This is a genomic window from Desulfoscipio gibsoniae DSM 7213, from assembly GCF_000233715.2.
Lineage (GTDB): Bacteria > Bacillota > Desulfotomaculia > Desulfotomaculales > Desulfallaceae > Sporotomaculum > Sporotomaculum gibsoniae.
Genome location: NC_021184.1, coordinates 1,701,608 through 1,717,977 on the forward strand (window position 1 = coordinate 1,701,608; position 16,370 = coordinate 1,717,977).

Here is a 16,370-nt window from a genome sequence, read left to right on the forward strand (position 1 = left end):
CAAGTGATGCCTTATGTCCAAGCTTTATCGCCAACCGGTCGAGGCCAGGTTAAAAGAATGAAGTGTTACCGGGAAAGTGAAAACGCCCATTGGGGTGCTTTTGTGTACTCCTTTTTTAAAATTTATAAAAAAGCTAATATCATATGGAACCATTGATAATCAATTGGAATAATATAGAAAAAATGAAAGGAGTGGTTTTATGGCTGAGAATCCGACAATTTATTCTTACTACCCAATAGATACACATGAACGTGTATTAAGCATGGTTCAATATTGTGAAGCTGTGTGTGAAAATACTTTTACCGCAGTACTTGGAATGTGCGACCAATCAAGGGCGACTCAGCTTCAGCTTTTACGTGACTGTGCGGACATCTGTACCCTAACAGCAAAATACATTGCTCGTTGTAGTATGTACGCCAGACCGCTTGCCGCACAATGTGCTCAAATTTGTGAAACCTGCGGACACCATTGCTTAAAAATGCCTGATTCTCAATCACAGTTTTGTGGCCGGGTCTGCTTGGATTGCGCAAGAGAATGTCGGGCTTTTGCCGGAATGTCAGGGCCCGGTTACATCGGCCACCCTAGCTCAGGACACAGTTATCCTAATATGCCGGGCATGTATTCTCAATCGGAAAAGAAAGATGAAAATAAATAAGGCCTGGAGCCAAGTAATGAGCACAGGGGGGATGGGTAAAGTAAACATGGTAACTCAAATGTAATTTTCGAAGGACTGGCATATTCCGCTTTTGCCAGCATAAGCTTCGAGTAACTCAGGCTCGCTTGCGAGGGAGTAACGCAGAAGCCCATTGGGGGAAGTATTGCCATACGAGAAAAGCCAGGTTTCGGGGTTGTCCCGGCCTGGCTTTATTTGTTTTGGGTGTCTTTTTTGCTTGCTTCGGCTACGTCTTTGGCAGCCTTTTGTATGTCGTAATAGGTTTTGCCAAATTAACCGGTCTGGTATCGACGATAACGGTTGCCGGTATTGCCTTCTATTATTACAGCTATGCTTTATTAGACCAACTTAGCAAGGCTGAAGCTGAAGAACTTTTACGTGATAAAAAATTAGTCCCTCAAGTAATATCTTGCGGGAAGGAACATTGTGAACTACCCCTCCCTTCGCTCCGCTCAGGAAGGGGCTTCCATGAGTAAAACAAAGTTACGGAGTTTCCTGGTTCATAGTAGGTCCTTACTGCAACCTAGCTCCCCAGGCATGTGACCGCCGTCCCAGCGGCACAGTTTTTTGAACTATGATGCTTTAGACTTATGTAGAATATTTATTGCTGCATTGTGGTCCCTGTCAAGGACAAGGCCACAATGTGGGCAGGCATGTATTCTTACCGACAGGTCTTTCTTGACAATACTACCGCACCGGCTGCACTGCTGCGTTGTCCCGTAAGGGGGTATTTTCTCCACCATCCTACCGGCACTCTCAGCCTTGTAGGTTAGCATGGAGATGAATTCGCCCCACCCGGCGTCGGATATGCTCTTGGCCAGTTTATGGTTTTGTACCATGTTTGTTATTTGCAAGTCTTCCACTACGATCTTGCCGTATCTCCATACCAATTGATCGGATATCTTATGGTGGAAGTCTTTGCGCTGGTGGCGTATCTTTTCGTGTTGCCTGGCAAGTTTATTCCTGGCCTTGGCTCGGTTCTTTGAACCTTTCTTCTTACGTGATAAGCTTCTTTGCAGTGTTTTCAGTTTTCGTTCGGATTTTTGCAGATGCTTGGGGTTGGCTATTTTCTCTCCATTGGAGAGTACGGCAAACTCCTTTATTCCCACATCCAGGCCAATGGTCTGCCAATTGGGGGAGAATAACACCGGGTATTCTTCCACCGCCAGTACGGCGTACCATTTGCCGGACTGTTCACGCTTTATGGTACATATCTTGACTTGACCGTGTATCTCCCGGTGCAAATCTATTTTAACCAAGCCGATCTTGGATAGTTTTAGTTTATCATTTTGGAACGAGGCACCAAGGCCATCGCCAAACTGGGTGAAGGTAAGGGATTTATACTGCCCCGGTCCTTTGTATCTAGGATAACCGGGTTTCTCTCCGGCTTGCACGCGACGGAAAAAGTTGTTATAGGCGCGTTCCACGCGGAACAAAACCTCCTGGGCTACTTGCGAATGAACTTCTTTAACCTGCGGGTGCTTTGCTTTATCGGCTTTGAGAGTTTCTTGTTGTGCTATCCTGGTTAGCCCGTTGCCCGTGCGTTCATAGTAGTTTTTCCGGTCGGCCAGTGCCGAGTTGTAAATTATACGGCAGGTGGTCAACCAATTAGTTAGCTTACTTTCCTGCTCTTTATTTGGGTAGATACGAAATTTGTAATTACGGATTTCCTTGGGACTGGACATATTTTTTGACATCCTCCAGTTTCACCTCCCCCACAGTGGATAAGAAATAGCTTGGCGACCAGAAGTTGCCGCCCCAAAGCTCTTTTTTAATTTCGGGATGATCTCGGAATATCAGCCTGGCTGAAGTGGACTTTAAGGAGTTGATGAACTTGGAAAGCTGAACTTCCGGTTTTGATGCAAAGATAATGTGGATGTGATCCCTATCAGTTTCTTGCTCAATTATCTGTACACCAAACTTGCCGGCTATGTCTTGGTTTACCTTCTTTAGATACTCTGATATTTCCGGCGTGAGAAATTTGCGCCGGTATTTGACGCAGCAGATGTAATGGACGAAGGGAATATACTGAATGACAGCCTCTATCAAGTTGGTATTTCATGGCTATATTGTAACAACAGAACCAAAATAAGACAAGGGTTCCTGGAAAAACAAGGCCCGCCTCTCATCCCCGCCCTTCGCCCTCGCTTCGCGAGCAAGGAAGGCTCAGGGCGGGGACTTCCCGGCGGGAAAGTTAAAATGTTGTTTATATCCTACGCAGCAAACCAATAACCTTGCCCAATATATTAACATCCTTAGCAATAATCGGTAAGTAATAACTATTAGCCGGTTCAAGCCTGATGTAGTCTTTCTCTTTATAGAACTTTTTGCAGGTAGCTTCATTATCGATCATGGCAATACAAATTTCACCATTATTGACTGTAGGTTGGCTTTTTATAAGCACCAGGTCGCCATCAAAGATACCAGCCTCAAGCATGGAGTCTCCCTTGATTCTAAGCATAAATATATCACCGTGGCCAGCGAAATCTACGGGAAGGGGAATCATATCTTCCAAGTTTTCTTCGGCCAGTATTGGAAGGCCGGCTGCCACCTGGCCAAGTAACGGCACTATAACCGTTTCTTTTACAACTTCCTGATCTTTATTCTTATCTAAAACTTCAATTGCCCTTGGCTTGGTATGATCCAACCGAATAAATCCCTTGTTTTCTAGCTTGTGTATGTAGCTGTGAACCGTAGAGCTGGATTTAAGCCCAACAACCTGGCCTATTTCCCTCACTGTTGGTGGGTAGCCATGCCTGCTGATATGATCTTTTATGGCCTGTAAAACATCCTTTTCCCGGGCATTTAATTCTTTATCCATGTATATCACCTACAGATATATTTTTTATAAGAATATCACAAAAAAGGGAAAAGGAAAACACCTGTTCTGTGTTTTTTATATAAAAAAATAAATTTTCATTATGGATGAGGCTGACTAAAGGGAGCAGGGGGAAAGCGGCATGTCGAGCCTTAGCGAAAATATACATAAACTATAATGAAAAGTGCTTTTTCTGTAATACGATTTAAAAAAAGGGAGGAGCTGGCAGTGGCAGCACAACACAAGCGGCCCGACAAAGCGGCTAATTTGGAACGCCAGCGCCGAGTGAAGGAGCGAACAGAACTCCGCAAGGCGATAGTGGTGCACTTGCTACGGCGCTGGGATCCTGAACGTTATGACGGAGTAAGCCCTGGACAGTGTGTTACTTGGGCGGATGGAGGGGCATTAGTCGGGTAGTTTAGAATTGTGCGTATTAGCGTATATAGGCGGCATGCCATTTAAATAATCCGATGGTTGCATAGCTGATTGATTTATAACACTATTTGATAATTCCTTTAGTTTTTGATCAGCTATATTTAGGTGTTCCATGATTACGTCTAAATTATCAACTGATTGTTTTTTCTTTGTTACCTGTATTAATCCTTGAATGACGGTTAAACAGTCCCGAATGTCCATTACTAAACCGGTATAACGGTCATAGTTTTTATCCATATAAAACCTCCTATAAAGTAATATTTGGTAATTGTATTACATCAGAAAATTCAGAATATGTCAATGGGACAAAATATCCAAAAAAACCTCTGTTCATAATGAAGGGGCATGAATGCATAAAAATTTAAAGAATTTGGCTTTTTATTTGGTCTAAGATTTTAATACCTTCACCTATTAGTATATCCGACTTGGTGATGGAGTCATTTAAAAGCTTTTTTTGTTGATATATAAGATTATCCCCTGAAAGCTGAATAAACCCACTGAGGATAGTTAGGTGATTCCTAAGATCCTCAAGAGTAACTTGTAGCTTATCAATTTGATCTTTGGTTATAACTGGTGAAATGGAACCACATCCTTGCACTAACAACCAAATTCTTATACTACTTCTGCTTTCATGCCCCAAAGTAAAAAATTACAACATAACTTCTTATATTGAAATACGAAATATAATATTCCACATGTGGGAACAAATACCTGCAAAAAAATTCATTATTATAAATATTTTGTAAATAGGAGAGAAGGCAAAGATATGCCAAATTAAGTATTTCGGTATTTGGGAGCAGGTACAGGCTTTAACTGACGGAGATGTAGATGCTCACCCTTCGGTAATGGAAAATTAAATAGCTGATACAATCGGTTATATATGGCAAGATGGCACTACAAGCGCTATTATAGGGGTATTGAAGGAAAACCTAGCGAGGGGGAGAATAAAATAGTCTAAAGCCTAACCAGACTATGTCATAACGTTGGTAATAATACGGGGGGAGGATAATTTATGCTGGAAATTCTATTGAATCCATTTGCCATTTTTATAGAGATAGCTATTTTAACTATTATTTTATGTGGTTATGCGAATTGGCGACTGGAAAATACGCGTATGGTCACCGGTATATGCTTTTTATTTTGCGCTGCTCCGGCCTTTGGGAATATAGGTTTACTGATTCTTACCGCTATATATACTTTCATTGGCTTCTTAAGTGCCTTTTTTACTTTGAAGATAAAAAAAATGATGGAAAAAAGGAAGGATACGGCGGCTAAACAAGAAGCTGAACAGTAGTAAGTTAATAAAATTTTACGAAAATAAATTTCACTAAAATATTGCAGGCGAAATTAATTAGTAATATAATAGTTTTAAGAGCCCATCCAGTTTTTCCCCGGTTGAACCGGGGATTTGTTTTTTATAAAATCATTATGGCGGTTAATAATAGGTTTATCTTATAAAAAAAAGATAATGAATACCATGCACAGTTTGTTTATGTTAAAATAATGTTTAGCAATTTCCCGGGAGGTCAAAGTATGTTAGATCATCAATTGCAAATTTTTATTACCGTTGCGGAAAAAAAAACTTTTCCCGGGCAGCGGAAACATTAAATATTTCCCAACCGGCTATCAGTCAAAATATTCATGCCCTGGAGGATTATTACGGAGCTAAACTATTTGAACGCTCCAGCAAAAGAGTGGAATTAACTCAAGCGGGTGCCACTCTTTACGGTTATGCAACGGAAATTCTTAAACTGCACAAAGCGGCCGAGCGGGCTGTGTCTGATCTGGTTGACCTGGTTACAGGCAATTTGACTATTGGTGCCAGCCTTACCGTGGGGGAATATGTTCTGCCACGACTGCTGGCAGCTTATACCCGCAGGTATCCCGATGTAAAGTTTTTTGTTACTATAGGCAATACGGAATTTGTGCACGAGCACGCACGGGATACAAGTATTGATATAGGCCTGGTGGAAGGTATAGTGGAAGATCCGCAGTTAAAAGTTACTAATTTTTTAAATGATGAGCTGATCCTGATTACATCCAAAAACCATCCACTGGCTGATTCCACCTTCATTAAACCGGAGGAAATGGCCGTTAAATTTAAAGATACCCCCTTTTTATTCAGAGAAGAGGGATCCGGTACCAGGCTGGCGGTAGAAAAAGCTTTAAAAAGTCTTAAATTTAAACCGGAGCATGTTATCACCCTTGGCAGTACCCAGGCTATTAAAGAGGCAGTGGAGGCTAATTTGGGCATTACTATGTTGTCCAAATGGACTTTGCGTAAGGAATTAAAGTTAGGTTCCATAAAGCCCATCAGGTGTTGTGATCCAATTACCCGTGGATTTTACTTGCTGCAGCACAAGGAAAAATTTCAGTCCCGGGCTACTGCCGAATTTGTAAAACTTATACTTAGTGAAGACCTTACTACCATTTTAACGAATATTTAATACAAGTTCATTCGACACTCATACCTACTATCGGCGCCCGTTGGGCGCTATTTTTAAAAGAAAGCGCCGCAAACTTTGCGGCGCTTTCAGACAGTTATATTATCCTGCTGCCATATACATTTTGGGACCACGTATTACGAGCGCAGTCGGGACATATTTCCTTGACGTTAACTTGCTCATTAATAAACTCCATATGTTTGGCGGTGGCAAAGGGCTGCCCGCAACTTTTGCAGTTGACCATGACCAGGCGACTCATCAGATAGCCGCACATGCGCATTTCCCGGTAGCCTGCTTTGTCTTCCAGGGTGATGGCACCGGTGGGGCAGTTCACTGAGCAAGTGCCACACCCGATGCACTTTTCTCCTGGTCTATGGAAGTCTGTTTTAACACTTTCGTCGCTGCCATAGCTGCCTGCATAGCCCAGTTCCAGGGCGTCTGCTCCTATCTGCTCCCGGCAAGCATCTTCGCATTTGCCACAGGCTATACAAAGGTCACAATGCAGACAGCGGTTGGCCTCGGCCCGGGCCGCCGGTTCACTGATGGCCAGCATGATCTCGTCAAAGGTATGCCTTTTTTCAGCCTGGTAAAGATGGTGTGAATCAATTTGGCTGGGCTTTGATCTTTGTTCAGCACTGATATGTTCAGGTATTATACTCTTTCTTTTAACAGGGTAGTTAATGCCGGCTGAAGGCTCCTGCCCGCGCAAATATGCGTGTATGGCAGCAGCGGCCTTTTTACCAGCCGCCATAGCCTTAATGGCCGAAGCCGGGCCCGTTACCGCGTCGCCCCCTGCAAATACTCCCGGTAGGGATGTTTCCATAGTATTTGGATTAACCATAATGCGATTTCGATCGGTTTGTACCTGCTCGGTACCGTCCAGGAAGGATAAATCAGGCTGCTGGCCCGTGGCAAAAATTATTATATCGGCGTTAATATTAAAGTTTGAGTTCTCCACCGGCACTGGCTTGCGGCGACCACTGGAGTCAGGCTCACTGAGCTCGTTGCGCAAACATTCCAGGTGGGTAACCCGGCCGTCCTGGCCGCCTATTTTTACTGGCGAGACCAGGAAGTTAAAAGTTACTGACTCTTTTTCCGCATCTTCTATTTCTTCCATTAGAGCCGGCATTTCTTCCCGGGTACGCCGGTATACGATCCTGGCTTCCCGTGCACCCAAACGTAAAGCGACCCTTACTGCATCGATGGCCACGTTGCCGCCTCCGACAACAATAACCTTTTTACCCGCCAGGTTCATAACCCCGGGGCGGTGGTTATGGTTTTGCCCTGTACAATCCCCAGTTTCCTGGAGGTTATTGATACTGTTTAGCTGTAAGTTTACCATACTTAAAAAGGTAATGCCGTCCATGACACCGCTTAAACCTTCGGGATTCGACAGGGGCATGGCGCCTTTCCAGGCACCCGGTCCTAAAAATATAGAGGCATAGCCATGTTGTTGCAACTTGCGGATACCGTTTTCCCCGCTAATGCGGGTGTTTAACTTGATTTTCACACCCATGTTCCGAATGCGGTCAATTTCATCCCTGAGCACTTGCCTGGGCAGGCGGTAGGATGGGATACCGTAAGCCAGCATACCCCCTGGTTCGGGCATGGCTTCAAACACCGTCACCCCATAACCCCGGCGTGCCATAAAATAAGCGCAAGCCAGTCCGGCCGGGCCGGCCCCTACCACGGCGACTATTTCCCGGTATTTTCTTTCCACCGGGGTGGAAGGCTCTATTGCATCGTTTGCGGATTTATCAAAAGCCAGTCTTTTCAGGGCACATATAGAGATGGGCTTATCCACGGCGGCCCTGCGGCAAGCCTTTTCGCAAGGATGTTCGCAGATGCGTCCCAGGCTGCCCGGCAAAGGTACGTCTTCCCGGATTAGCTTCAGGGCCTGACTATATTTGCCCATGCCCACCAGGGAAATATAATTGGGGATGGAAATGCCCGCCGGGCAAGCCGCCTGGCAAGGGGCCGGCACAAGTTTGGGGCATTGGGCGTCAGGGCATACATGATTTTCTAAATGCACCTGAAAATCTTCTTTGTAGGTATTTAAATAGTCGATAACTGTAGCGGCCACCGGTTTACCCTTGTTGCACTGGCACATATTTAAAACTGTGACCGCCAGCTCATTGATCATCTTCACTGCACCGGGGGATGCTGTTCCCTCACTGATCCGGTCCAGCAGGTCTGAAATTTCATTAAAACTGCGCCGGCAGATGCTGCAGTATTGCTCTTTCGCTAAAAAGTCCTGCACCAAAAGCTGCGTCTTTCTTACTTTACAACCTTTATCTTGCATATCCATCACATCCATCATCAATGCAGTCCCTCACTGGCTACAATTTGCCTGGCAAACCTAATGCGTTTGGTTTCCGGCACGTTTTCCGCCGGGCCGAAACTTAAGGCACTGGTGGGGCAGGCGGTAACGCAAGCGGGTTTAAGACCTGCGTCAATGCGTTCCAGGCATAGATCACATTTAACCGCTTTCCCTTTTTGCGCATCCCACTGGGGTGCGCTCCACGGGCAGGCCATAATACAGCTTTTGCAGCCGGCGCAGCGGTTTTGGTTGATAAATATCACACCGTCAGTGTCGCGCTTTTGCATGGCCTCGTTGGGGCAGGCCGGCACGCACCAGGGGTCGGCGCAATGAAAACAGGAGAGGAAAACGAAATTGGCTTTCGGGCGTCCATCTTTGTTAACCGGTCCCACCTCGATAATTTGATTTGGTTTTGGACCTACACTTAATCCTTTATTGATTTTGCATTGTACCTGGCAGCTGCGGCAGGAAATGCATTTGCTTTCATCTTGAAAAATGGCGTATGTGCTCATAAACAACCCCCCAATGGTTTTTCATTAACCAACTGCTTGCACTTTAACATGTACATGCTGTAGAGCCGGGCTTCCCCCGATGTTGTCGGATATATTTTCCTGCAGCAGGGTATCGCTGGCTCCTTTGTTATAACACCTGGTTTGTGCTTTTACTTTGCGGCCAAAGCCGTGGACCATAAAAACAGCCTCGGGGTGGATTAAATCCGTAACATGGGCCCGTATGGTTTCCTGGCCACGGGATGAGGAGACCTTTACCATCTGGCCGTTTTTAATGCCCAGGTACCCGGCTTTTTCTGTATTGATCCATAATAAATTCTCAGGCATCAGCTCATGCAGCAGAGGGTTGTTTTGGGTGGAAACATGGGTATGGGCAACGTTTCGGCCTATCATTAAGCGGAAATAACCCTCCGCGGGTGGCTGCACCGATTCATATTCCGGAAAAGAAGGGTAGCCGTTTTCCTCCAATAAGCTGGATACAAATTCTATCTTGCCGGAAGGTGTTTTAAATTTAAGGCCATCCTCTCGGTTCCAGTATATCGGTTCATCGCACAGGGAAACGAAACCCTTGGCTGCAAAATCCTCTAAGGTCAAACCGGTTCCCTGCAGCTGGTAGTGCCACAAATCATCCAGGGAATGGTAAGGGAAGTACTGGCCGATATCCAGTCTGTCGGCCAGGCCTTTCATGATTTCCCAGCCCGGTTTTGTATCATACCTCGGTGTTACCGCTGGTTTGCGCAGGTATAAAGATGGTTTTAAGCCAGCGTTTTCCTGGATTGAATCCCCTCTTTCCAGGTAAATTGATTCGGGCAGGATAACATCGGAATACCATGCTGTTTCGCTGAAATGAATGTCTATGGTAACGATGAAGTCCAGCTTATCAAAGGCCCGCTTGTTGTTTTCATAATCGGGTATGGATAGCAGCGGGTCGTGACGCCAGACAATCAAACCCTTCACCGGGTAGGGATCTTCTTCAAGAATAGCCCGGGGCAGCATTTGCACCACTCCGTGGGCCGGGTCAGGGGTGGGTAGCTTGGCCGTGCCCGCGCCGTCGCATCTTACCTCGTTAATCTCTGGTAACACTTGGCCGATCAATTTATTAAGGGGTTTTTTACCGACAGCCCCGGCACCTTTTTTGAAGAAGATGCCTCCGGGTGCTTCAATGCTGCCCATCAATGCATTTAACATAATTAAGGCCCGGCGTACATATATTTCGTTTGTATAGTGGGCGGAGCGGTAACCGTAGTGGAATATCACCGCCGGCTTGACCGCACTGGCCTGCCGGGCCAGGGAAATGATTTCGTGAGCCGCTATACCCGTTTGCTGCTCAGCCCACTGCGGGGTATATTTTCCCACAAATTGCTTAAGCTCTTCAAAACCAAGCACCCAATGGCGCACATATTCCTTGTCGTAGAGCTCCTCATTAATTATTACATTCATTAGCGCATAGCTGAGGGCCAGGTCGGTACCCGGTCTAATCATTAAATACTTATCTGCTTTGGTGGCGGTAACAGTTACCCGGGGGTCGATATAGGTAAGTTTGGTGCCATTCTCAAGAGCATTGGTTAGTTGTTTGACTGCTTTGAGTTCGATGGATTCAAAGTAATTGCGGCCGAATAGTATAATATGTTTTGCTTTGCCGATATCGACGCCTACGTTGGCATCGGTGTAACCCGTTAAAGACCGAAAGGCTGTATTTAAAGATCCTTTGCAGCAGCTGTCGTGGCTGAAGTAATTGGGGGAGCCCAGCGCCCGCATAAATGTTTTACTGATATGGGAATTTAACTGGCTTCTTTCTGTATAGGCGATGCCGCGGGCACCATATTTATCTTTAATTTCCCTGAGCTTTGCGGCCACGTAATCCAGCGCTTCCTCCCAGGAAGCCTCCCGCCATTGTCCTGAACCACGGGGACCGGTTCTAATGAGCGGTTTTTTCACCCTTTCCTGGTCGTTTAACAGGCACACCCCGGCTGCGCCTTTGGGGCAAATACTGCCTTGAATGCCCGGGTCATGCGGGTTTCCTTCAATTAATTTAACATCGTCATTATCGACCATAACTTTAATGGGGCATCTGACCGTACACATTAAGCAAATGCTGTAAACATCTTGCATGAGCCATCCTCCCTGTAATATTCACCGGTGCCGTGGCAGTCGGCACTTTACTTATATTCGCCGGTACAATTATTAAAAATTATAATTATAAAAATAGTTTGAAGTTATATTAAAAAATACCAGACATTTAGCGTTACTAATGTCCTGCCAAAGACAACTGAAATGTCTTTTTTTTGACATTGTGTTGGAGATTATCATTAAACACCAGCCTTATGGTGGTTGATAATAATTTACCTGACATGATCGCCTTAATTTCTGATCATACTGGTAGCACTAACAGGTTGCCGTATATCATTTTGTTGGCACACATATAATGTTATACATAAGGGGGATTGAGCTCATGACGTCACAGTGCCTTTCCATTGGTACCGCGTACCATAAAGAATTACTTAAAGATACTCTGGGCCAGGAACTTATGGCGCTCAAGGACAAAGGTTTGGATGTGCGCATGGAAGAAAACCCGGCCGGTGGGCTTACATTTCTGGCCTGTTGCGTTTCCGGCGGCGATCAGGTAGAACCGGTTTTTACACATCAAATAGCGGGTGTGATTACCGATCTGATAACCGGCAAGTGGAAGGATAAGCTGCTCAGGGATATTATAAGAACTAATTATTATTACTTTGACGATGAAGAAAAGGGAACTATTTATGATTATGCCCAGCAGAAGTTAAATCATAATGAAAATAATAAAGAAAAGGATAAACTTTGGATACTGCGCCGGCTCACCGAGTATTTGAATTTTAACAGTGATTTGGTAATTGACGGTTTTATTCGCTTCAGGCTTAAAGAGTATGTCAACGATTTATATAATGTGGCGGATCAGGCCGTGGATGATTTTTTAAGTGAACGGGAATATAATGAATTTATACAACTTTTAAGATATTTCGTGGAAATTCAGGACCCACGCGCGGAACTGGTTAATGTAGTGATGCGTCCGGACGGTGTGTTTCAGCTGTACGACGAAGTGGGCGGGTTTATTAATAGTGATTATTTAAAGGATTTTATGGCGGACCTGGCTGAAAGTGAAATTAATTACGAGGATTTACTGATCAGTGCATTAATAACCATCTCACCCAGAAAAATAACGGTTCATTTGGGTAACGGCGATTTTCCAGCCGGTACCTTGGAAACCATCAGCAAAGTTTTTGCTGATCGGGTATCTAAATGCCAGGGCTGTTCACTGTGCCGGCAGCAGTAACTTGCACGGCGTTGACAATTATAGAGTAGTTAAATATAATATTTTCATGTATTATCCACGATTAATAGCGAGTTATAAATGTAATGATGAGGAAAAGTAAACTCCAACCGGTTCCCAGAGAGAGGGTGCCAGTGGCTGGAAGCGCCTTTGTATACGGGGAGTTGAAAACCACCTCTAAACAGCCGTGTTGAAAACCATACAGTAAATACGGCCGGCCGGCACCGTTACACGCCTTTAAGTAAAGCTCCTTTGAGGCTTAAATCAGGGTGGAACCGTGGGATAAACAGCCCGCCCCTGGCATTCGTGCCGGGGGCCTTTTTAATTTTACAGGTTTATTTGGTTTTCAGCTCATGGTGGTGTTCCCTGCATTGCTATTGTTAAGCAATAACTATTTTGGTGCTATTCTATTATTGTATGTATATTTAAAAAAGTTAAGCAGGTTGCTAATGAAGTTTAGCCTGATTAAGAAAGGGGTATCTTATAAACCAATGATTAACGTGACTTTAAAAGATGGTTCGGTGCGCCGTTACGAACCCGGAACATCTCTTCTGGAAATGGCCTTTGACATCAGTCCCAGGCTGGCCAAAGAAACTCTGGTGGCCAAGGTAAACGGTAAACTAACGGACCTGAACGAAAAAATAAACCAGGATAGTGCTGTTGAATTTCTAACCTTTGACAGCGATGAGGGTAAGGACGTTTTTCGGCACAGCGCCTCGCACGTACTGGCCCAGGCGGTGCAAAGACTGTTTCCCGGTACCAAGCTGGCCATTGGACCGGCCATAGCCAATGGTTTTTATTATGATTTTGACACAGCCCAAAGCTTTACCCCGGAGCAGCTGGAAAAAATTGAAACCGAAATGAATAAAATTATTAAAGAAGATTTACCGTTCAGCAGGGTGGAGCTATCCCGGGAAGATGCCCTGCGCAAATTTAATGAGCGGGGAGAGCAGTATAAAATAGAGCTAATTGATGATTTGCCTGAAGAGGCGGTTATTTCCTGTTACCAGCAGGGTGAATTTGAAGATTTATGCGCCGGGCCCCACGTGCCCTCGACTGGACGATTAAAAGCCCTTAAGCTGCTCAATGTGGCCGGGGCGTACTGGCGGGGCGATGAGCGCAACAAAATGCTGCAGCGTATTTACGGCACAGCTTTCCCCAAAAAATCGCTGTTGGAAGAGCACCTGCACCGTTTAGAAGAAGCCAAGCGCAGGGACCACCGTAAACTGGGGGCGGAACTGGATCTGTTCAGTATCCAGGAGGAGGGCCCCGGGTTCCCCTTTTTCCATCCTAAGGGCATGATTTTACGCAACGAGCTGGAAAAATTTTGGCACCAAGAGCACAAAAAGCATGGTTATGACGAAATACGCACCCCGGTGATATTGAACCGCGCGCTGTGGGAGCAAAGCGGTCACTGGGACCACTACAGGGAGAATATGTACTTTACCCGCATAGATGAGGGTGACTATGCCATTAAGCCCATGAACTGCCCAGGCAGCATGCTGATTTACAGGAGCCGTTTGCACAGCTACCGCGAGCTGCCCATCCGTATGGCCGAGCTGGGTCTGGTACACCGGCACGAGCTATCCGGTGTGTTGCACGGGTTGATGCGAGTGCGCTGTTTTACCCAGGATGACGCGCATATCTTTATGCTGCCCGGGCAGATCAAGGATGAAATTGTAAGCGTTATCGATATGGTAAATGATTTTTACCAGGTGTTTGGATTTAAGTACCATGTGGAATTATCCACTAAGCCCGAGAAGGCTATGGGTTCCGATGAAATATGGGAGCTGGCAACCAGCACTTTGCAAGAGGCCCTGGAGGCCCGGGGGCTGCCCTACAAAGTCAATGAAGGGGATGGCGCTTTTTACGGTCCCAAGATAGATTTTCACCTGGAGGATTGCCTGGGCCGTACCTGGCAGTGCGGCACCATTCAACTGGACTTCCAGATGCCCGAGTTGTTTGATCTGACCTATGTGGGCGAAGACGGCCAGAAACACCGTCCCGTGATGATTCACCGGGTGGTGTTCGGCAGTATCGAGCGTTTTGTTGGTATCCTCACCGAGCATTTTGCCGGCGCCTTTCCAGCCTGGCTGGCCCCGGTGCAGGTGAAAGTACTGCCCATCACTGACCGGCACATGGAGTACGCCCATAAAGTGGTTGAAAAATTGGCTCAAAGGGATATCCGGGTGGAACTTGATGCCCGCAATGAAAAGGTAAATTACAAGATCAGGGAAGCCCAGGCGCAAAAGATACCTTATATGCTGGTGGTAGGCGACCGGGAGGCTGAAGCGGGGGCAGTGGCGGTACGCCACCGCAGCCAGGGGGACCTGGGTGCGGTGCAGGTGGAGCAGTTTGTCGAGGATTTAGTGCAAGAAATAAATAGCAAAGAATGTAAATAATAAGGGGGCAGTTGACGGCACCTGTGGCCCGTGTTATAATAAGCCACAAATTGTATATTCTAATACTAAGAAGAGGCTGCTCGCTTCTCACCCTCAGAACGTCCGGTGGATTGTTTAAGGGTTATGTAAATCTACCATAAATTTTAATATTTAGTGGTAATTATTGGCGGGTGCTTAAGACCCGCCTTTTTAATTTAATAGGGAGGTGACATTTATTTCCAGGGATCATCGGATAAATGAAAGTATCCGGGTCAGAGAAGTTAGAGTGGTGGATGTTGATGGCAAGCAGCTGGGTGTGCTGCCTACCCGTGAGGCGTTGAAGCTGGCTGAGGAAAAACAGTTGGATTTGGTTGAAATAGCACCCCAGGCCAAGCCGCCGGTTTGCCGTATTATGGATTACGGCAAATTTAGATATGAGCAGAGCAAGCGGGAGAAGGAAGCCAGGAAAAATCAGCGCATCATCAATGTCAAAGAAGTTAAGCTGAGACCGAACATTGAAGATCATGATTTTGAAGTCAAGGCTAAAAACGCTATTCGGTTTTTAAAAGATGGTGATAAGGTTAAGGTAACTATCATGTTTCGCGGCCGCCAGATTGTGCACCCCGATTTAGGGAAGAAACTTTTGGTGCGGATGGCGGAACAAGTTACTGATCTGGCTAACGTAGAAAGGCAGCCCAAGCTTGAGGGCAAAAATATGATTATGATTTTGGCGCCCAAACAACAGCAAGAGTAGTGCCATATACAGGAAGGAGTGAAGGTATCGATGCCCAAAATCAAAACCCATCGTGGTGCCGCCAAACGTTTTAAGAAGACGGGAACAGGCAAATTCAAGGGCTCGCACGCGTTTCACAGTCACATTTTAGGGAAGAAGTCGGCCAAGCGCAAGCGCAACCTGCGCAAGGCAACGATTGTCCATAAATCTGATGCTGCTAAACTACAGCGCCTTCTCCCTTAATCTTAGTAAAAGTTTTTAGTCCGTAAAAAAGGAGGAATTACCATGCCACGGGCGAAGAGTAGTGTGGTTTCACGCAAAAGACACAAGAAAATTTTAAAACTGGCCAAGGGCTATAGAGGATCCAAAAGCAAATTATTCCGGGTAGCCAACCAGCAGGTAATGAAATCCCTGATGTACGCCTACCGGGACCGCAAAGCAAGAAAGCGTGATTTCAGAAGACTTTGGATCACCCGCATTAACGCGGCCGCACGCGATAACGGTATGTCCTACAACCGTTTCATCAACGGGCTGAAGAACGCCGGGGTGGATATCAACCGCAAAGTGCTGGCTGATTTGGCGGTGAACGACAGTAAGGCCTTTGGCCAGTTGGTGGAGATGGCCAAGAACCAGGCGCAGTCCTGATATATTGCATGATTTTACGCAGTGCTATCCGTTGGTTATGCGGCGCAAGCATGGTCACTCGGGTCATTGCTAATAGATCAGCGGGATGATAAGCATGGCGATTAA

The 16,370-nt window shown here is 45.8% G+C and carries 16 protein-coding genes and 1 other annotated feature; of the genes, 9 read left to right on the plus strand and 7 right to left on the minus strand.

Annotated elements, in window-relative coordinates:
• Nucleotides 1–199 precede the first annotated feature (199 nt).
• The gene (locus DESGI_RS24490) at nt 200–655 is read left to right on the plus strand and encodes a four-helix bundle copper-binding protein (RefSeq protein WP_006524796.1); all 456 of its coding nucleotides are present in this window, start codon (nt 200–202) and stop codon (nt 653–655) included.
• A gap of 590 nt (nt 656–1,245) precedes the next feature.
• Here the strand turns inward: DESGI_RS24490 and DESGI_RS07960 are convergent.
• The 3 genes from DESGI_RS07960 to lexA form a co-directional block, all read right to left on the minus strand.
• A complete protein-coding gene (locus DESGI_RS07960; protein WP_015617944.1) occupies nt 1,246–2,358 on the minus strand; it encodes an RNA-guided endonuclease InsQ/TnpB family protein in 1,113 nt (370 codons plus the stop codon).
• Nucleotides 2,333–2,722 carry an IS200/IS605 family transposase gene (gene tnpA / locus DESGI_RS07965; protein ID WP_006522403.1) on the minus strand — a complete coding sequence of 130 codons (390 nt, stop codon included), beginning with the start codon at nt 2,720–2,722 and terminating at the stop codon, nt 2,333–2,335. Before tnpA ends, DESGI_RS07960 begins: the two co-directional genes overlap by 26 nt.
• A 157-nt stretch (nt 2,723–2,879) precedes the next feature.
• Nucleotides 2,880–3,494, minus strand: a complete 615-nt coding sequence (lexA, locus tag DESGI_RS07970) for a transcriptional repressor LexA (RefSeq protein WP_006522402.1) — start codon at nt 3,492–3,494, stop codon at nt 2,880–2,882.
• Between the two features lie 225 nt (nt 3,495–3,719).
• Here lexA and DESGI_RS07975 point away from each other — a divergent pair, with 225 nt between their 5' ends.
• On the plus strand, nt 3,720–3,908 hold the full coding sequence (locus tag DESGI_RS07975) for a hypothetical protein (protein WP_006522401.1): 189 nt from the start codon (nt 3,720–3,722) through the stop codon (nt 3,906–3,908).
• Here the strand turns inward: DESGI_RS07975 and DESGI_RS07980 are convergent.
• Nucleotides 3,897–4,163: a hypothetical protein gene (locus DESGI_RS07980; RefSeq protein ID WP_006522400.1), complete on the minus strand. Its 267-nt coding sequence runs from the start codon at nt 4,161–4,163 to the stop codon at nt 3,897–3,899. The two genes, DESGI_RS07975 and DESGI_RS07980, sit on opposite strands and share 12 nt — an antisense overlap.
• A 775-nt stretch (nt 4,164–4,938) precedes the next feature.
• Between DESGI_RS07980 and DESGI_RS07990 the strand changes: the two genes are divergently transcribed.
• Both DESGI_RS07990 and DESGI_RS07995 read left to right on the plus strand, forming a co-directional pair.
• Nucleotides 4,939–5,220 (plus strand): hypothetical protein, encoded by a 282-nt coding sequence (locus DESGI_RS07990; RefSeq protein ID WP_006522399.1) that lies wholly within the window; start codon nt 4,939–4,941, stop codon nt 5,218–5,220.
• Between the two features lie 400 nt (nt 5,221–5,620).
• Nucleotides 5,621–6,373 carry a LysR substrate-binding domain-containing protein gene (locus tag DESGI_RS07995; RefSeq protein WP_006522398.1) on the plus strand — a complete coding sequence of 251 codons (753 nt, stop codon included), beginning with the start codon at nt 5,621–5,623 and terminating at the stop codon, nt 6,371–6,373.
• Between the two features lie 94 nt (nt 6,374–6,467).
• Here DESGI_RS07995 and DESGI_RS08000 read toward each other — a convergent pair whose 3' ends face one another.
• The 3 genes from DESGI_RS08000 to DESGI_RS08010 are packed head-to-tail and all read right to left on the minus strand — an operon-like array spanning nt 6,468 to nt 11,311.
• Nucleotides 6,468–8,690, minus strand: a complete 2,223-nt coding sequence (locus DESGI_RS08000; protein WP_006522397.1) for an FAD-dependent oxidoreductase — start codon at nt 8,688–8,690, stop codon at nt 6,468–6,470.
• On the minus strand, nt 8,690–9,202 hold the full coding sequence (locus DESGI_RS08005) for a 4Fe-4S dicluster domain-containing protein (protein ID WP_006522396.1): 513 nt from the start codon (nt 9,200–9,202) through the stop codon (nt 8,690–8,692). Before DESGI_RS08005 ends, DESGI_RS08000 begins: the two co-directional genes overlap by 1 nt.
• A gap of 24 nt (nt 9,203–9,226) precedes the next feature.
• Nucleotides 9,227–11,311 (minus strand): molybdopterin-dependent oxidoreductase, encoded by a 2,085-nt coding sequence (locus DESGI_RS08010; RefSeq protein ID WP_006522395.1) that lies wholly within the window; start codon nt 11,309–11,311, stop codon nt 9,227–9,229.
• Nucleotides 11,312–11,651: 340 nt separating this feature from the next.
• Here DESGI_RS08010 and ytxC point away from each other — a divergent pair, with 340 nt between their 5' ends.
• The 5 genes from ytxC to rplT all read left to right on the plus strand — a co-directional run bounded on the left by ytxC (nt 11,652) and on the right by rplT (nt 16,265).
• Complete coding sequence (gene ytxC / locus DESGI_RS08015) at nt 11,652–12,509, plus strand: putative sporulation protein YtxC (protein WP_006522394.1); 858 nt, start codon at nt 11,652–11,654, stop codon at nt 12,507–12,509.
• Between the two features lie 74 nt (nt 12,510–12,583).
• Nucleotides 12,584–12,808: a binding site (T-box leader), on the plus strand.
• A 189-nt stretch (nt 12,809–12,997) separates the two neighbouring features.
• Nucleotides 12,998–14,908 carry a threonine--tRNA ligase gene (thrS, locus tag DESGI_RS08020; RefSeq protein WP_041285319.1) on the plus strand — a complete coding sequence of 637 codons (1,911 nt, stop codon included), beginning with the start codon at nt 12,998–13,000 and terminating at the stop codon, nt 14,906–14,908.
• Between the two features lie 205 nt (nt 14,909–15,113).
• Nucleotides 15,114–15,641 (plus strand): translation initiation factor IF-3, encoded by a 528-nt coding sequence (gene infC / locus DESGI_RS08025; RefSeq protein ID WP_245561165.1) that lies wholly within the window; start codon nt 15,114–15,116, stop codon nt 15,639–15,641.
• 30 nt (nt 15,642–15,671) lie between these two features.
• Nucleotides 15,672–15,863 (plus strand): 50S ribosomal protein L35, encoded by a 192-nt coding sequence (gene rpmI, locus DESGI_RS08030; RefSeq protein WP_006522391.1) that lies wholly within the window; start codon nt 15,672–15,674, stop codon nt 15,861–15,863.
• Between the two features lie 42 nt (nt 15,864–15,905).
• Nucleotides 15,906–16,265, plus strand: a complete 360-nt coding sequence (gene rplT, locus DESGI_RS08035) for a 50S ribosomal protein L20 (RefSeq protein ID WP_006522390.1) — start codon at nt 15,906–15,908, stop codon at nt 16,263–16,265.
• Nucleotides 16,266–16,370: the final 105 nt, after the last annotated feature.